This is a genomic window from Porphyromonas loveana (assembly GCF_003096695.1).
Lineage (GTDB): Bacteria > Bacteroidota > Bacteroidia > Bacteroidales > Porphyromonadaceae > Porphyromonas > Porphyromonas loveana.
Genome location: NZ_QEKY01000001.1, coordinates 152,126 through 169,654, shown reverse-complemented (window position 1 = coordinate 169,654; position 17,529 = coordinate 152,126). Strand labels below are relative to the sequence as shown.

10 protein-coding genes and 2 tRNA genes are annotated in these 17,529 nt (G+C 53.9%); 1 reads left to right on the top strand and 11 read right to left on the bottom strand.

Annotated features, from left to right (window positions below):
* Window positions 1-59: 59 nt before the first annotated feature.
* From C7382_RS00705 to C7382_RS00695, 3 genes are all read right to left on the bottom strand, one after another.
* Window positions 60-1,586: a PH domain-containing protein gene (locus tag C7382_RS00705; RefSeq protein WP_165815100.1), complete on the bottom strand. Its 1,527-nt coding sequence runs from the start codon at window positions 1,584-1,586 to the stop codon at window positions 60-62.
* A complete protein-coding gene (locus tag C7382_RS00700; protein WP_116678456.1) occupies window positions 1,570-2,094 on the bottom strand; it encodes a PH domain-containing protein in 525 nt (174 codons plus the stop codon). Before C7382_RS00700 ends, C7382_RS00705 begins: the two co-directional genes overlap by 17 nt.
* Before the next feature lie 138 nt (window positions 2,095-2,232).
* Window positions 2,233-3,204, bottom strand: a complete 972-nt coding sequence (locus tag C7382_RS00695; RefSeq protein WP_133241521.1) for a DUF6261 family protein — start codon at window positions 3,202-3,204, stop codon at window positions 2,233-2,235.
* 655 nt (window positions 3,205-3,859) lie between these two features.
* On the opposite strand from C7382_RS00695, the gene C7382_RS00690 reads away from it, so the two are divergent.
* The gene (locus C7382_RS00690; protein ID WP_116678391.1) at window positions 3,860-4,528 is read left to right on the top strand and encodes a hypothetical protein; all 669 of its coding nucleotides are present in this window, start codon (window positions 3,860-3,862) and stop codon (window positions 4,526-4,528) included.
* Window positions 4,529-4,649: 121 nt separating this feature from the next.
* Here the strand turns inward: C7382_RS00690 and polA are convergent, their stop codons facing one another.
* The 8 genes from polA to C7382_RS00650 all read right to left on the bottom strand — a co-directional run bounded on the left by polA (window position 4,650) and on the right by C7382_RS00650 (window position 17,400).
* Window positions 4,650-7,442 carry a DNA polymerase I gene (polA, locus tag C7382_RS00685; RefSeq protein WP_116678390.1) on the bottom strand — a complete coding sequence of 931 codons (2,793 nt, stop codon included), beginning with the start codon at window positions 7,440-7,442 and terminating at the stop codon, window positions 4,650-4,652.
* A 52-nt stretch (window positions 7,443-7,494) separates the two neighbouring features.
* Window positions 7,495-9,507 carry an alpha amylase C-terminal domain-containing protein gene (locus C7382_RS00680; protein ID WP_116678389.1) on the bottom strand — a complete coding sequence of 671 codons (2,013 nt, stop codon included), beginning with the start codon at window positions 9,505-9,507 and terminating at the stop codon, window positions 7,495-7,497.
* Window positions 9,504-11,810, bottom strand: coding sequence for a cation:proton antiporter (locus C7382_RS00675; protein ID WP_116678388.1), 2,307 nt, complete (start codon window positions 11,808-11,810; stop codon window positions 9,504-9,506). The genes C7382_RS00680 and C7382_RS00675 overlap by 4 nt, the downstream gene beginning before the upstream one ends.
* A gap of 133 nt (window positions 11,811-11,943) precedes the next feature.
* A complete protein-coding gene (locus tag C7382_RS00670) occupies window positions 11,944-12,822 on the bottom strand; it encodes a DUF3078 domain-containing protein (protein WP_116678455.1) in 879 nt (292 codons plus the stop codon).
* 72 nt (window positions 12,823-12,894) lie between these two features.
* A tRNA-Val gene (locus C7382_RS00665) sits at window positions 12,895-12,969 on the bottom strand.
* Window positions 12,970-13,009: 40 nt separating this feature from the next.
* A tRNA-Val gene (locus C7382_RS00660) sits at window positions 13,010-13,084 on the bottom strand.
* Between the two features lie 133 nt (window positions 13,085-13,217).
* On the bottom strand, window positions 13,218-15,242 hold the full coding sequence (locus tag C7382_RS00655) for an alpha-L-fucosidase (RefSeq protein WP_373701130.1): 2,025 nt from the start codon (window positions 15,240-15,242) through the stop codon (window positions 13,218-13,220).
* Window positions 15,243-15,315: 73 nt separating this feature from the next.
* Window positions 15,316-17,400: an RNA degradosome polyphosphate kinase gene (locus C7382_RS00650; RefSeq protein WP_116678454.1), complete on the bottom strand. Its 2,085-nt coding sequence runs from the start codon at window positions 17,398-17,400 to the stop codon at window positions 15,316-15,318.
* Between the last annotated feature and the right edge of the window lie 129 nt (window positions 17,401-17,529).

Genomic DNA, 17,529 nt, shown 5'->3' with positions numbered 1-17,529 from the left:
GCAAGGCTGCATGCCGTGGCGACTCTCTGCCGCTCGGGGGTGCGCTGCCTGCTTCGTTTTCATTGGTCTGCTGTCCGATTTTTCTCTATTTCGTGCAAGATAACATTTCGTATCGTACCGGCCGCATTTCGCGGCAGATATTTTATCTCCAGTGCCTGTCCTTTCGTACTAAAACGCAAGTTGGCAGTACCTCTTCTTCGCTGGAAGAAGCCTGCCGACAGCTCCACCTGCTCCATCTGTACCAGCGGAAGCACGCTTCGCTTGCGGGCAAAGGCACCGCCATGCACCACGAGATAGTCCTTATCTATGGAAACACCGCTATGCTTATAAATGAGAACGGACTGCATCGTGCCTATTATTGCCCACACTGCCGCAAAGGCGTAAAAATAGGGCGACCAGAGATACCCGATGAGCATCAAGGCACCACAGACGGGAAGGACGCTTACGAGGATATTGCGGCGTGCCAATGCAGGCAGGCTCCGCACATCACATTCGCGGGAGAGGGATGCAGGGCTGTCGCCTGACCACCAGCGTAGAAGGATGTCCGTTTCGCGCCAGCCATATAGGGTGATGCTTGCATCGCGCTTCTTTTCATTGCCGGCTACCTGCCGTGCCTGCTCGAACTGCACCGATGAGAGACCGAGACGTCGCTCTATCGGGTTCTGCTTGATGGTGAGGAAGAGTATGCGGTCGTGTCTGATCTGCTGGCGTACCACGGTGAGCAGTCCCGCACGATAGGCGAGACCGCGCTCGTCCAATCGCACCGTGAGGCCATACTGTTGCAGGACGATTTTGCCCCCGTAGAGTAGCAGACAGATGAGATACGCCCCGAAGAGCAATGTCGCGAGTGTGAGTACCGAAGTGCCGGAGACGAAGGTCTCGGTCTTGCGCAGAATAGCCTCGTGATATTCTATCAGGTACTTATCCAGATTCTGGTACAGCAGAGCGATGACCGAGCCGATGACGAGAAAGACCCGCAACGGATTCTGCGTGAAGGCCCCGGCTAAGAGTTGCCCCATGCTATAATGAAAATCCTGCGTCGCCTCTGTGCTCTGAGCCTCCGACGCCATGCCTGAGTCCGAGGTTGTGGCTGTCGGCATGGCTGTCGTCTCGCCGGTGGCTGTCGCCGAGGCGATCAGCGCACGGAGTGCGGCAGACTCCTCCATCGAGAGTAATAGCTCTACCTCGGCTTTGCTTTCGCCCAGGGTGTCGAACTGAAGCAACTCCATCTCAACCAACTGATAGAAGAAACCGCTTCGCGTGCGGATGTTGTGGATCTTCTCCAGCGGGATGCTTGTCTCTCGCCGTCCCCAGATATGGTCGGAGATGAGGAGGAAGCCCTCCCGCACACAGAAACGGAGCTTCCGATAACGGATGAGACTCAGTACAAAGGCGATGAGGAGCAACGCACCGACAAAAATGGCAAGGACCAGCAACGTGCGGCTCCAAGACATCTTGCGGAATATGGTAACCACCAGCACAGGGAATAAATGCTTGATAAGGGTGCGTATCAATTTGAGAAACATAAGCACCCATGCTCCGCGTCCCTGCCTCCGCGGCTTGTCGAAGTCAAAGGCCCTCGTCATGTACGATGTGTGAAAGGATAAAGGCTTTGATGCGCTCGGCGCGTTCTTGTCCCAAGCCGCTGATGCGTAAATGCGCGCTTGCGTCGGCCGCATTCTGTATCTTGATGCTGTAGAGGCCGATGCGCTTCTCCGGCCAGTTCTGCGAGAGGACTACTTGTTGTACGCGACGATAAGGCACGCTTGTCTCGCGGCTCATGAAGAGTCCGCTCCGATAGGTCACGTCGTGTTCGCGCACGGCTATGCCACGATATTGGAAAGCTCGATGAAGGATCGACTGATTGCCGATGAGGCCAAGCAGCAACGCTGCCGAAAGGGCCAAAAACACAGGAAGCCATGCTTTTGGCTCGTCCGCGATCAGATAAATCACCCATACGGCTGCAAGTATGACTATCCAAAGCAGCGCACTGCCGATGCGCATAATGCGTATATAACGGCTGTCCAATGGTTCATATACCAAGGCATCGGCGTCGGGCAGCGTGGCAGTAGCCAATTGAAGATTCTTAAACATGTTCTATCCTTATTTCCGTTAAGCGAAAAGTACGGTTGTCTTTTTTCTTATATTGTCGGCCGGTATACAGCCGTTCGGATGAGGGTAGAAGTGCCGAGGCACTTCTACCACATCTCAATATCCGGCAAAAGAACCGTATCACAGGCCGCCGCCGATGGAGCCTTCTGCACCGCCGTCGGATGAATCCGAGGAGCCGCCACCGGGCGTAGGCGGTGTGGGTGTTACAGGCGAAGTGCCGGCATCTTCCGTTACGGGCGAAGTGACGCTATTCGTTTTGGTCTTGCGCGGCGTATATTTTACGAGCGTATCCTCTCCGTTTCTTTTTCCGAGACGGTACCATTGCTTCTCCGTGGGATGCAATATGCGCGAAGAGCTGAAGTACTGGTAGTCTTCTTGCCCTTCGGGCAGCTCCCAACCGAGCTTCACGGCCAGTTCGCGCAGCATGGCACGCTTAGACCGTAGAGCCCTGCTGCCTGTGGTCGTACGGAAGGCAAAGAGCGAACGCATCTTACGTACGCGCTCGTTGTGCCGTCCGATGAATAATTCGATCTGCTTGGAAGGCTTGATGTAGAAAAGTCCGTGTACGAGGTTGAGCAGCAATTCATACTGCACTCCTATCTGACGGCGGAGTTCTTTCTTGTCATATATGACACGACCGCCCATTTCGTGGTCGCGCTCATCGAAGTACTTGTCGAACTCCTTATTGGCGGCTTCCATCTCATCCACCCACTGCTTGATGCCGAGGAGTTGCACATCGGCGGCGTATTGTCGCTCACGCAGCTCTTGTATGAGCTTGTTCATGTGCTCCGATTCGTTTCGATAGCTCATCAGATGCAAGTTTTTGTACACGCGCATCAGCATCGTCAGTCGCTTCGCCGCCTCTTGCTTGTCTTTGCCGGGCAGATAGAGTGCTCCCTGGATGCTCTGACGCAGATTGCGCAGCTTTTCGTCACGGGCACGGTCGTAGATAGTCACCTGCTCCGTATGGACGCTGGCTTTTTTCTTGCGCAGGCTCACTTGGAACGCAGCCAATACTTCGTCCAGCGTGTCCAGCGTCTCTTTCAGCTCGGCGGCCTCGAGCGTACGAGCGTCCTTTACTTCATCGATCATAAAATTCAGAAGCTCTCCGTTTTGAAATTTTTTAACAGTGATTTGTTCAATCATTTTCTTATTTTTTTATAAATGAATCAACGAGAATAATTTCTCATTTCTTATTTTCATTACTCTTTTTTTCTTCTCTCACTTTAGCGATGTCAAGTTATTGTACAGACGTTCCGCTCTGCACAAACGCCACGCATCTGTGCAACCTCTGCCAATTGCATCCCCGATGGGTTTTGCATAGTTTTGGCCTGTTTTTCCTGCATCCCCGACAGGGAATGCATGTTTTTCGCTCATTTTTCTGCATCCCCGATGGGTTTTGCATGGTTTTTTGCCGATTTCTATGCATCCCCGATGAGGAATGCAATATTTCGGCTTGCGAACAACCCAAAACGCACACTAAATCAAAGACTTAGCTCTCTGCCCTTACAAACGCCCCACCGCAACTCAAAGATCTGATACTTTTTTTTCAGAAGACAAAGATAGAAACTTTCTTTCACAGAAACAAACAAAAAAAATTCCTTGTCCACTTGGCCATTTGAAAAAAATATCTACCTTTGCGACGTCTTCGAGCAACTGATTCGATTTGCATCTGTTTTTTTTAGCTGCAGCACCTCTGCAAATCGCACAATTGCCCCGAATAAATCTTTTAAAAAATTAAATTGCAATGAAATATTTGTTTAAGACAACATTGGTATTTCTTGGTGTTCTCTTTTTTACAGGTAACTATTCTTTGGCACAAGAGAATAAGAAAGATGAATCCCTCCTCGACTTTTCTATTAAGTTAGGACATGGTGCTTTGGCAGCTTCAACTACTAATTTGATGCAGGGCTACAGGCCTGTACATGACGGACTTTTGTCAGGAGCGGTTTATCTGGGCTGGCCTGCAAGCAAAACAGAGAATGCAACCGGTGCAGTATTCCGTTTCTTATCTCCCTCTTCGGGTTATTCTGTCGATGCATCCGGCAAAGAAAACAGCCTGAATCATGCGTTTTACGTTCTCGGGGCGTATAATAGAATAGCCCTTCCCATACGCCCTGTAGAGAATCTTAGCTTCATCTTCTCTACAGAGATCGGAATGGTATGGCTCAGCCGCCATGAGCAGATTTACAATTCTGCTTCGTTAGCTTGGGATAAGCAGCGCAAGACGAGGTTCGGATTCGAGGCTGGTATCGGGATGCATCTGCAATACAGAATCAATAAGACCGTTTACCTTATGGCCGGAACTGATTTGACCGCTTGCTTATTTAGCAAAAGAATCAACGAATTCCAGCAAAAGGATAAAACCCGCGTTTTACTTATTGACAGCGGCATCGGTATAGGATTAAATATCTAACTACTCATAGAAATTTCAAAACGGAAGAAGGGTGCATGGAGATCGTCCATGCACCCTTCGTTTTTGATACAGATAGCGGACGAAACTCGATTGTCCGCCGCGCGATCGAGCCGCCGAACGGCTAATGTGCTTCGAGCCAATTGGCTCCCACGCCTATATCGGCGATGAGCGGCACGCGAAGCTCGGGCATCACGCCTTCCATTCCCTCTCGGACGATCTCGCGCACCTCGTCCAACTCTGCGACGGGTACGTTGAAGTTGAGTTCGTCATGCACCTGCAAGATCATGCGCGCCTGCAGTCGGCGAGCATCGAACTCGTCCCAGATACGTATCATCGCGAGCTTGATGAGGTCTGCCGCGCTGCCTTGGATGGGCGCGTTGATGGCATTGCGCTCAGCGTATCCGCGGACGACGGAGTTAGCGCTGTGGATATCGCGCAAAAACCGCTTGCGGCCGCAAATCGTCGTTACGTAGCCCAGCTTGCCCGCCTCGGCTATGCTCCGATCCATGTACTCCTTTACCTGCGGATAGGAGGCGAAGTAACCTTCGATAAGGGCTTTGGCCTCGGTGCGCGTGATACCGAGCCGTTCGCTCAGGCCGAATGCCGATATGCCGTAGATGATGCCGAAGTTGGCAGTTTTGGCTCGGCGGCGCATGTCGTCCGTCACTTCGGCCGGCGGGAGATCGTATATGCGCGCTGCCGTGGCGCGGTGGATGTCCTCGCCGTGGAGGAAAGCCTCGATGAGGCTCGCATCGCCGCTCAGGTGCGCCATCAGTCTCAGCTCGATCTGAGAATAGTCGGCACTGAGGAAAATGCAGTCTTCATCGTCGGGGACAAAGGCGGCGCGCAGTCCCCTGCCGATCTCGGTGCGTATCGGTATGTTTTGGAGGTTGGGATTGCTGCTCGAGAGGCGTCCCGTCGTTGCCACCGTCTGATTGAACGAGGTATGCAGCTTGCCATCAGGGTAACGCATCCGCGGCAACGTATCCACGTAGGTACTGAGGAGCTTTTTGAGGCCGCGGTAGTCGAGAATGAGAGGAACAACGGGGTGACGGTCTCGTAGCTTGGTGAGAATCTCCTCATTTGTGGAGTAAGTGCCGGACTTCGTCTTCTTCGGCTTGTCGGCTACGGCGAGTTCGTCGAAAAGCACTGCACCCACCTGCGAGGGACTGTTGATATTGAACGGATGGCCTGCGTGGCGGTAGATCTCCTCTTCGATCCGCTGCATCTCCTCGTTGAGGCCGGATGCCGTGCGGTTGAGGACATCCACATCCAGCATCACGCCGGCGCGCTCCATGGAGGCGAGGACGGGCACGAGCGGCATCTCGATGCGGCAAAAGAGGTCGGTCATTCCCGCCTCGTCGAGGAGGGGCGAGAGGTGTTCGTAGAGTTGCCACGTGATGTCGGCGTCCTCCATCGCGTAGTCGGCGAGCTGCTGCAACGGCACGTCACGGATGCTCCGTTCTTTGTCGGGCATCAGCTCGTCATATCGAATCGTGCGGTAAGAGAGCAGACTCTCGGCCATCTCGTCCATCCCGTGGCGGAGGTCGGGGAAGAGGAGGTAGTGGGCGATCATCGTGTCGAAGAGTGTGCCCCGCACTTCCACACCATAGCGCGCCAATACCTGCAAATCATATTTGATGTTCTGTCCCACCTTGCCGATGGCGGCATCGTCCCAAAGGGGGCGCAGAAGGTCGAGACGACGACGGACGACATCTGCATCTTCGGGCATGGAGATGAAGTAAGCCCGGCCGCTCTCTGCCGCGAAGGTGACTGCAACGAGTTGCGCCACGAGAGCGTCCTTGGAGTCCGTCTCGGTGTCGAACGCGAAGCGCGGAACGGCGGAGAGGGTGCGGACGCAGTCGGCGATCTCGGAATCATTCTCCAAAATGATGTAATCGTGCGGAACTTCGGCGAGCGAACGCAGCCCGGCAGTCGCTGACGCAGCACCGTCGGCAAAGAGATCGGCGACGGACGAGGCGTCGGTGGCAGCTTCGTCGGCGAAGAGATCGCCCGCAGGGACGTCGGGCGCGGGTGCTTCCACGCGACGCAGCAGGGAGCGAAATTCGAGGGCGCCAAAGCAGGCGCGGACGGCTTCCATATCGGGCGCGACGCGGCGGAAGGTATCGCGGTCGAAGGCGACCGGTGCGTCGGTGCGGATCGTGGCCAGATAGCGCGAGAAACGGGTCTGTTCTTCACCCTCCGCTATCTTGCGGGCAAGGGCGCCTTTGAAAGTATCGACGTTCGCATAAATACCGTCTATGCTGTCGTAGTCGGCGAGCAACTTCTCGGCGGTTTTCGCTCCGATGCCTTTGCATCCGGGGATGTTGTCGGAAGCGTCGCCTACGAGAGCGAGGTAGTCGATCATCTGCTCGGGACGGGAAAGACCGAACTTGGCGGTTACCTCCTCCGGCCCCCACGTCTCGTATCCGCCACCGCTCGTTTTGGGACGATAGATGCGTATCGTGTCAGTAACCAACTGGCCGAAGTCCTTATCGGGCGTGACCATGCGCACCTCCAGCCCCTCGGCAGCGGCCTGACGCGCCAATGTGCCTATGGCATCGTCGGCCTCGAAGTCGGGCACTTCGACGACGGGTACCCGAAAGGCGGCAAGAAGCTCCTTGATAAGTGGGACGGCGAGGCGGATGGCTTCGGGGGTATCTTCTCGTTGGGCTTTGTACTCCGGATACTCCCGATGGCGGAAACTGCCACCCGGGGGATCGAAAACAACGGCCAGATAGTGGGGAGATTCCTTTTCGAGAATATCCAACAGGGTGAGGGCGAAGCCGAATACTGCGCCGGTGTCGCGTCCCGAGGAGTCGAGGCGAGGCGCACGAATGAAAGCGTAATAGGCCCGGAAGATGAGGGCGTAAGCATCGAGGAGGAAAAGGCGTTCGGCCTGTGAAGGTAGCATGGGCAAAAAGAAATTAGATGAAAAAAAAGCCGCGCCCATCAAGCGCGTGGCATCAGACGATGCGGCGAAGGACGAGGGCCGTTCGCGCCGGCAGATAGAGCTTGAGCAGCTCTTGCGGGGAGGCTCCGCCGACAGCGGAAGCGGCGCGGCAGGTGTGGTGTGCTACACGCTCATCGACGCGTCCGTAGCCTTCGTAGCGGCGGGCGTCACTGCTCATCAGCACTTCGTACCGACCGGGCGGCAGGGGAATGGCGTAGTCCGCATGGGAACGGACGGGATGGAAATTGAAGACAAAAAAGAGTGAGTCTCGTCCGAAACAGAGCACCTGATCGTTTCCGTGGAGCCAGTATTCTCGCAGCGGCAGCCGGTGGAAGCTCGGCACGGAGCGGATGAGACCGATCATGTCGCGATCGAAGGACTGCAATCCGGCATAACGTAGGAAAGGACTGTCGGCAAGGCTCCACAGACGACGGGCGTAGTGGAATGACCAGCCGTTGCCCTCCCGCGGGAAGTCGATCCATTCCGGATGGCCAAATTCGTTGCCCATAAAGTTGAGGTAGCCCCCATTCATAGTCGCGGCAGTGACCAGACGGATCATTTTGATGAGGGCAATGCCCCGATCGACGGACTGCTCGGTGCTTTCCTTATTCATATGGTCATACATGGCAGAGTCGATCATGCGGAAGATGAGCGTCTTGTCCCCGACAAGCGCCTGATCGTGGCTCTCGGCATAGCTGATGGCCGGCTCGGACGCCCGCCGATTGGTGAGCTGATGCCAGATGTCTGCCGGCTGCCAGTCTTCATCGCGATGGTCTGCCACGAGCCGGATCCAATAGTCCGGTATGTTCATTGCCAGGCGGTAGTCGAATCCGTATCCTCCGTCAGCCGTCGGCAAGGCGATACCGGGCATGCCGCTCACTTCCTCGGCAATGGTGATGGCCGCAGGGCAGAGGGTGTGGATCAATTTGTTGGCGAGGATGAGATAGGCGATGGCATTGACGTCCTGACCACCATCGAAGTAACGTTCGTAGCTGTCGAAAGTCTCCCCCAATCCGCGGTTGTAGTAGAGCATGGAGGTGACGCCGTCGAACCGGAAGCCGTCGAACCCATACTCCGTGAGCCAATACTTGCAATTGGAAAGAAGGAAGTGCAGCACGCTGTCCTTACCATAGTCGAAGCAATAGGAGTCCCATGCAGGGTGAATGCCTCGATCGCCATCGTGAAAGAACAGGCTGCGGGTGCCATCGTAGCATCCCAAGCCTTCAACTTCATTCCTGACGGCGTGGGCGTGCACCAAATCCATGATGACACGCAGCCCCAAGCCGTGGGCGTCGTCGATGAGACGCTTGAGGTCTTCGGGCGTGCCAAAACGGCTGCTCGGAGCGAAGAAACTCGATACGTGATAGCCGTAAGAGGCATAATAAGGATGTTCCTGAACGGCCATGAGCTGTATGGCGTTGTATCCGCTGCGTGCGATGCGGGGCAGCACGTCGGTGCGGAACTCCTCGTAAGTGGCGATCTTGGCCTGCTCGGACGACATGCCTATGTGACATTCGTAGATGAGCAGCGGCGCATCGTCGGGGAGGGGTCGCTCGTGTTGCATCCGATACGGTTCGTCGGGTTGCCACACCTGCGCATAGAAGAGATAGGAATCGGCATCCTGGACGACTCGCCTACACCAAGCGGGAATGCGCTCTCCCTCGCCGCCGGGCCATTCGAGCAGGAGCCTGTAGCGCGTACCATGCGGGAGGATTCTCCGCGGGACACGAAGCTCCCAGTCGCCTGCGCTCCGGTCCACTACCGAGAAGCGGTACTGAGGCTGACGTTGGTGACGAGAGAAATCTCCGATGAGATAGAGAGCCGTGGCGTTGGGGGCGTATTCGCGGATCACCCATGCATCGCCATCGGCATGGAGGCCGTAATAAAGGTGTCCGTTGGCAAAGTCGGACAGTCCGCCCGACAATCCGCCGGTGAGGGATGCTTCGCGCTTGCGTGCATACCTCAGCCGACTCTCGATAACGGTTTCATACGGGCGTAACCAAGGGTCTTGTTCGATTATTTTCATTCCGCTTCAGCTTTGGGGGCGAGAGGACGGTCATTCCTGTGATGGAGAACGATGGTAGAGGGTAGATGTTCGAGGACGGAGGGGCAATCCTGAGCAAAACGCATCCAATAACGATAGCTCACGATCATAAAATGATAGTCACCGAGCGAAACGGTGGAGGGCAATCCTGCCGGCAGCTGCTGTTCGCCTGCCTGCCAATCGGCGGAGACAGGCTGCAACTCGGGGAGGACGTCCAGCATGCTGCCGTTGTTGCGTGCCAAGGCTCGCGCATAGGGAAGCAGAGCGACGTCTTCTTGATTCTCCGTCAGGAGGAGAACCTTTCCGCCTTTCTTGAATCCCCGATCAATGAAAACGCCGACGCTACAGGCTGTTTCTTCTACAAAATAGTGCATTTTGTCGCGCAATAGTTCGTGGGCATTCAGCCACGACTCGGGGGTAGCGATCGAGATGGGCCCGAGCTTCCGCTGCAGCTTGCGACGGAAGTGCAACAACTCTTTGTCGCTCTTCCGATCCGACAGGTTGATACCCGCTCCTACGAGTAGGAAGCTGTAGCCTCCGGCGTTGACAGTGCGTACGACTTCTGCTTCGGGGTGCTCGAAAGTGTGATGATGCAAGGTGCGGATCGGCAGCTGCCGGCGATTGCTCTCCTCGCGGATAGGGGCAAATGCGCGCTCCTCATACACTTCCGAAGCAGTGAGATTGGTTTCTGCTCCCACGGTGATGTGTAGGGCCGTAACGAAAGGCTTTTCTTCTTCCTTATTATTGAGCAGAAGGTCGGTAGCATGCAGCAAATGCGCACCGCTGGAGGCTCTGCCGAAGGAAAGCAGAACGCCACCCATATTGGCTTCCTGCAGGGCTTCAAACTCACGACGAGTTTCGCGCCTGAACAGCAGGTCGATAAGACGCAACAACGGAGTGGTCATGAAAGTGGTGATAAGGGTCATCATCACCAAGATGGTGAAGATCACCGGCGGCAGTACGCCCAATTCGCGTCCGATCGCAAGCACCACCAATTCCATCAGCCCGCGCGTATTCATAAAGGCTCCCAAGTAAAGAGAGGCTTTCTTGCCTTCGCCACATATCCGGGCGGCCACGTAGGTGCCGCCGAGCTTCCCGACAATGGCGACCAGCGTGAAAGCTCCCGTCAGCAACCAAAGAGTGGGGCTGTCAAGCAAGCCGAGCTTCGTTTGCAAACCGGAACTGACGAAGAAAAGCGGGAGAAAGAGTGCGAGGGAGACGTCTTCCACCTTTTCTGTCAAGATCTTGCGAAATTTGAAGTTCTCCGGCATCACCAATCCCAGCATGAAGGCACCGAAGAGGGCATGCATACTCAGCAATTCCGTGGCGTATGCACTGGCCAACAGCAAAACGAAGATGAATCCAATCATCGTCTTACCCACGACCTCTTGGTTGTCGTAGAGTTTGCCGATCATCTTGAAGAACGGTCGAATAAGACCGAAGATGACGAGAAGATAGAGGATGAGGAAGAGAAAATTGTAGATCGCGCTCAGGAAACTACCACTCTGCGTAATCGCCATGACGCCTGCAAGCATCAACCAGGCTGAGATATCCCCTGCTGCAGCCGTACTGAGCGACAACATGCCCAGATGACTCTTGCCCATCTGCCGTTCTTGTATGATGCGCGCCAAAACGGGGAAGGCGGTGATGCTCATCGATATGCCGATGAACAAGGCGTAGGGAAGAAAGGAGGTAGTCGAGGCGGCGTACTCTCTGTAGGTGACATAAGCGATGGACAATCCTAAGAGAAAGGGAATAAAGATGCCGGCATGGCTGATAACTAACGACTGCCGGAAGCGAGCCTGAATATCCTTTATATTAAGCTCCATCCCAATGACAAACATGAACAAAATCAGACCGAATTGACTAAGCAACTCCAGATTGCCCAAGCTCTCCCGTGGGAATACCGTCTGATATGCTTCGGGCCACAAAGCACCCAACAACGAAGGACCAAGCAAAATACCAGCCACGATCTCTCCGATAACGGTCGGCTGTCCGATCTTCCCGAACAGCCAGGCGACGATGCGGGCAACTGTCAAGATGACGATAATTTGCAACAGAAGCATGCCGATCGTTCCCGTGAAATGATGCCTGACCGATGTGCCGAAAGCGGAGAAAGCACCGGAAAGGCCGCCCTGCGCCTCAGGCTCAACTGCATGACCGACGATAGTAGATTGCATCTCGCCCCCCTTCATTCCCACGAACCAAAGTCCGAACAGAAAGAGCACGAGCAAGCTGATATAGAAAATGCTAAGCTTGCGTTTGTCTGTTCTCTGTCGTTCCATATAACAGAATCACATATTATTTCTGCCTAAAAGTACTAATTTCTCAGCACAACACGGGAATAAATAAAAAGGCTGCGACCATCCCCGCGAAGGAGATGGTCGCAGCCTATGACTGCAATGCAGAATTGCTTTATTAGAAGTTGTATGCGAAGCCTACGCCTACTACTTCTTTGAACTGAATCTTCGGACCGCCGTTGATCTTCACATCATCGTCGTAAATGAGGTTCGTTGACACTGTAGCGGTGAGGAATCTATTCACCTTCATGGCCAACATCGCTTCCCAATTGACATCAATGTTGCCGAAGTCGTGCGTATACGCCGAGAAGAAGCTCGCTTTGGTCATCAGCGTCACGTTCTCCATCAAGTGAAGATTGGCAGTTGCCACAACAAGAGCTCCCATCTCGAACATAGACTTCTTCCCTGGCTCCACACCGAACGCGCCGATAGAAGAGAGGTAATCATCTGCAACCACCGTCAGCTTGCCCGTGGCAGGTGACAGGTAAAGAGAGAACTTCTCATTTGGCTTATAATCGGCACCTGCACCAAGCGTGAAGTAAGCCGGTGCAAAGAGGTTAGAAATATGCATGATACCGTTCTGCTGGTCTGTAGCTTTCTCATAACCCTTGGCATACTGCGTCAGGAAAGTGAAAAGGCCACTGGCATACCAATGCTGACCCAGATCATAGCCGATTTTAGTGAAGAGTTCCAGTTTGTCCACACTCTTATTCCACTTATTGGAGGCAGTATAAGTGAGACCGAAGTCCGTACGCAGACCGTTGTCCCAACTCCACTTATTCTTCAAGTAGTTGGCATCCACATTCAGATACACGTTGCCGGCTACTGTGTTCTCACCTCCGGCAGCCCAGTTGGTCAGCGATGTTTGGGATACGTTTAGACCGGTAACTCCTTTTATGGTCCAGTCCTTCTTGGGTGCATCAGGCGTAGCTTCCTGTGCTTGGGCAAAGGCGAATAGAGAGACGCCCATTGCCAAAGAAATAATCATTCGTTTCATCATTTATTCTCTTTGTGTTTATGTAAAACAAAAAAGCCGCACAAGTGTTTACTTGCACGGCTCAAAAAGATGTGGGCCCAATAGGATTCGAACCTATGACCCTCTGCTTGTAAGGCAGATGCTCTAAACCAGCTGAGCTATAGGCCCCTTTTTGTCTCTCTTTCCATCTTTCACTTTGCCATCCGAGTGGGCCCAATAGGATTCGAACCTATGACCCTCTGCTTGTAAGGCAGATGCTCTAAACCAGCTGAGCTATAGGCCCCTTTTGGCAGTATTTTGATTGAGAGAAAAGCCCCTCTCTTCGAAAGACGTTGCAAAGATATATGATATTTTTTACTACGCAACAGATTTGGCCTTTTGTGCCAATATTTTTTTGCGTCTCCCTATCTTTTCTCTTAAAGTAAGACGATATTAGGAATGATCGCAGGCGTTCCTTGATGGCGCACGGAGGCCGGACGCAGTTCGACTGTGACACCTTTTTTGCCCACTGATACCGACGAAGCACCGCCGATCGGTAGCACATATCGCTTGTAGGCCTGAGGCCAACTGATGCCACGCACCAGATCCTCACCGAAACGGTTGGTGAATTTTACAGCAAGGCGGTTCGCTCCTTTCTGCAAAGGCAGAAGTACCATTCTCTCATTAGGTGTATCCGCTTGACGTTGTAGCTCGGCTGTGATTTGCTTGCCGTTAAGCGTCACGTAAATGCCATTGCCGAAAGTCAGGTGGCAGACTATCGTCTGTTCCTTGTCCGAGGTAATGTCTTGCACCAAAAGGCAAGAGCTGATTTCTCCCCAAGGCAGACGTTCCACTTGATCTACGGGCATCTCCTGCCAACCTTGAGGCTGAGGTAATGTATCTCCACGGAGTATTGGGTCGGGAATCATCCCGAATACACCACCCACACGACGCACATAGGGTTTGCCTCGTCGGACACCATGCTTCGGTACAGTCACCGTCTCAACCCTACCGCCATCCAACCGAATGATCTGCTCTTTGCCTCCGACTGCGAGAGACAGCTCTTTGCCCGCTTCTACATCTGTATATATAATGGTATGCGGAGCCGCCACAGCCTGCCACTTCATCCCCGTTACGCTCTTGAATCCGGTATAATAGTCCCAACAACTATGCCCATAGATGCGGGTACTATTGGCCAGGTTGAGTGGAGAGGCCAGCGGTTTATCGGCCAGAACAAAGTCACGGCGGCTGAAAGTAAGAGCCAGCACCAGATGGTGACGCGGCATAACAGTCGGCATCTTGATGCGCAAACCGTCCTTACGGATGACCATATCGAGAGTACTGGAGGTAGAGAGATTGGCCACTTCTTCGAGATAATCCCCGTTCACGGGAACAAATACTTCCTTTCCTGCCATGTCAGGACGAATAAAGAGATAGAGGACAGAATCTCTCGTTGATACTTCGCCAAAGGGCATAAGCTCACCGAAAGGCGAACGCTCCGTATCGTATATTGCCTCGCCATGCAAAGCCAACCACTCTCCAATAGTCGTGAGCACTTCGGCCTCGTAGGGCAATACTGATCCGTCACCCTCGGGACCGATATTCAGTAAATAGTTGCCTCCGCGACAAACAACACGTATCAGCTCCTCTATTTTCTCATTGGCTTTGTCGGCTATCGTCCCTCTTTCCTGCCAAGAACGATAGCCCCAGGTCTCGGGAAAGAGCGATGCTGCCGTCTGCCAAGGGAAGGCAATCGGCTCTGTGGGCAGCTCATTGTCGCCCATCACAGCGAAGTCAGCACAGTCATTGCCCAGTCGTCCGCTCACCATACAGTCGGGTTGCAGTTCGTGCACCAATCGGTACAGCTCTTCGCTCTGCTCGGGAGAAAGCGACCCCATATCGAACCACAGCTCACTCACAGGACCATAGCTGGTAAGGATCTCACGCACCTGACGCATATTATATTGGTGATGCGCGGGTGTGATGAGATCGGCATTGTGATCGCTGATAGGAGTAGCTTCGGGAAAATGCCAGTCGATGAGAGAGAAATAGACCCCAAACTTCATTCCTGCACGTCGGCAGGCATCACTCAGTTCCTTCATCACATCGCGCCGCGTAGGCGTAGCGTCCACGATATTAAACGGAGTCTCAGCCGAGTGATACATACAGAAGCCATCGTGATGCTTCGATGTAAAGACAATACTGCGCATACCCGCTTTCTTGGCCAGCGCCACGATGGCATCGGCATTCCACCGATCGGGACGGAACTGCTGCGCCAACGGTTCGTACTGGCTCATGTCCCGTATGCCGAAAGAATAGATCTGTTCGCTATAACCATCCTTCACAGGCTTACCCTGCCACACACCGCCAAGCTCACTGTAGAGGCCGTAGTGAATAAAAAGGCTGAACTTATCGCGATGCCAACTACGGAAGGCTTCGGTCTGTTGTGCCGCGGCAGGCATGAGAGCCGGGCTCAGACATGAAAGAAGGAGGATTAGAGTGCGGAAAATGTAGTTCCGTTTCATCATTGACCGGTTAGAGAGATATTGCTTCTTCTTTTTCTTTGAGATAGCGATAGATGGCCGTCTGTGCACGGACAGGGACGGCACTGCTGTTGTGCTTATAGATGTTGTTCAGCGACGAGTCGATGCGGCAAGCTTTGATATTATCACTAAGCTGAATTTCCAGAATGTCTATAATCTCGCGACGAAGAACCGGATCCAACACGGGACAAGCCGTCTCGATGCGGTTGTAGAGATTACGCTTCATCCAGTCGGCGGAAGAAATGAATACCTCCTCGTCCCCTGCATTGTGGAAACACCAGATGCGACTATGCTCCAAATACATGTCCACCAACCTTGTTACGCGGATATTACGACTCTGCGGCATGTCAGGAACAAGACAGCAAATACCCCGCACAATCAGATCGATCTCCACTCCCGCTTCCGAAGCCTTGTAGAGCTGCGTGATTACATTCTTGTCTTGGAGCCCGTTCATCTTCAGCAGCATATAGCCGCGCCGACCTTGCTTCACGTGTTCTATCTCCCGATCGATCAGATGGGTGATGGCTTCGCTCATGTTGTAGCGTGCCACTAAGAGCCGGGTGAAACGTGCCGGCTCGGGGTCACCGTCGAGAATACGGAAGAGACGGTACACATCGTGCACAATATCCGTATTGGCTGTCATCAGAGTCGTATCCGAATAGATGCGGGCGGTAGTCTCGTTGAAATTACCGGTCGATAGCAACGCAATACCCTGCGGACGCTCGCCGGCGCGCGGGTGATGCAGGATGAGAGCCGTCTTGGCATGGACTTTGAGCCCCGGCATGCTGTAAACGATGCGAATCCCGGAGCGACGCATCCGCTCCGAGAGACGGAGATTGTTCTCCTCGTCGAATCGTGCCTTGAGTTCCACGAAGACCGATACTTTCTTGCCACTCTGTGCGGCGGCCTCCAGTGCGCTGATAATCGAAGAATTCTCCGCCACACGATACTGCGTGAGGCGTATCTCCGAGACGTCGGGAGAGAATGCAGCTTCCAGCAGAAGGCGCACCACATAGTCGTAGGTATGATAGGGCACATGGATGAGATAGTCTCGCTGACGGATACCTTCCATAAGCGAAGGAGCTTGCTCCAGCTGACGAGAGAGTAGCGGCTCGGGTGTTACGGTCTCCAGTCTCGGTGCAAAGGGATTGGGCAGATGCGCCAGATCTTGAAGATTGACATAGTTGCCGCTGCGAATAGCTTCCTCAGGATCGATATCGCACGAACTGCATATATAGTGGAGCACGTCCTCCGGCATACGCCCGTCATACATGAAACGCGTGGGAGCACCCAGTTTCCGCGTCTTCACTTTCTTACGAATCTCCCCCGGGAGGTCTTCCGTCCGCTGCACATCGAGGAGCAAGTCCGCATCGCGCGACACTTTGATCGAATAGCTGTCCAGCACCTCGTAACCGGGGAATACCACATCAAGATGTTCCTTGATAATATCTTCGAGGAAAGAGTAATAATGGAAGGTATCAGTCTGCAGGCGCGGCATATCCACAAATCGGGGCAAGCCGTCCGTCGGCACATTGAGAAGAGCGTAGCTATATTCGTTCTCTGCAGCTCCTATTTCGTGCAGACGCACTGCCAGATACACCCTACCCGATCGGATGAACGTGCGCACCTTGCCCGGTAACAAGAGCATGGGATAGAGCAGCGGGAACACCTCCTCATGGAAGAATCGACGCAGATAGGCACGATGATCGGGATGGGACGGAGCGTGCGTGCGCAGCCGGATGCCGTGCTCCTCCAGCGTGGGCAGTATCTGGTCGTAGAAGATGCGATAGTAGTGGTCGTCCTGTCGCATCACAGTCTCCCGTATGGCCTGGAGGATGTGCACATCGGCATCGGCATCCTCTTCTGCATCGTTACGATCGCGGCGCTTCTGGAGCACAGCCTGATGATAGGCCACACGCACTGTATAGAACTCTTCGAGGTTGGAGGAGAATATAGAGAGGAATTTGATCCTGTCGTACACCGGCAGGGTGCGATCGGCGGCCTCCATCAACACACGTTCGTTGAAGGCAAGCCAACTCATATCGCGGCGAAAGAAAGGATATGTCGATGCGTCCACAGCAGTCATATTTTCGTTTATCATTGAGGAGTCCGACACCTGCAACGGCTGACTGTCGAGCACAGCACCGACTCCTATTTTTATAAAGTATCAAAGATAGCAATTATTACCTGCCCACCCAAAACCACC

Excerpts from the sequence above, each read along its gene's own strand:
- C7382_RS00670 (WP_116678455.1), bottom strand. The coding sequence starts at position 12,822 with ATGAAACGAATGATTATTTCTTTGGCAATGGGCGTCTCTCTATTCGCC.
- C7382_RS00675 (WP_116678388.1), bottom strand. The coding sequence starts at position 11,810 with ATGGAACGACAGAGAACAGACAAACGCAAGCTTAGCATTTTCTATATC.
- C7382_RS00655 (WP_373701130.1), bottom strand. The coding sequence starts at position 15,242 with ATGCCTGCCGCGGCACAACAGACCGAAGCCTTCCGTAGTTGGCATCGC.
- C7382_RS00700 (WP_116678456.1), bottom strand. The coding sequence starts at position 2,094 with ATGTTTAAGAATCTTCAATTGGCTACTGCCACGCTGCCCGACGCCGAT.
- C7382_RS00705 (WP_165815100.1), bottom strand. The coding sequence starts at position 1,586 with ATGACGAGGGCCTTTGACTTCGACAAGCCGCGGAGGCAGGGACGCGGA.
- C7382_RS00695 (WP_133241521.1), bottom strand. The coding sequence starts at position 3,204 with ATGATCGATGAAGTAAAGGACGCTCGTACGCTCGAGGCCGCCGAGCTG.
- C7382_RS00680 (WP_116678389.1), bottom strand. The coding sequence starts at position 9,507 with ATGAAAATAATCGAACAAGACCCTTGGTTACGCCCGTATGAAACCGTT.
- C7382_RS00690 (WP_116678391.1), top strand. The coding sequence starts at position 3,860 with ATGAAATATTTGTTTAAGACAACATTGGTATTTCTTGGTGTTCTCTTT.
- polA (WP_116678390.1), bottom strand. The coding sequence starts at position 7,442 with ATGCTACCTTCACAGGCCGAACGCCTTTTCCTCCTCGATGCTTACGCC.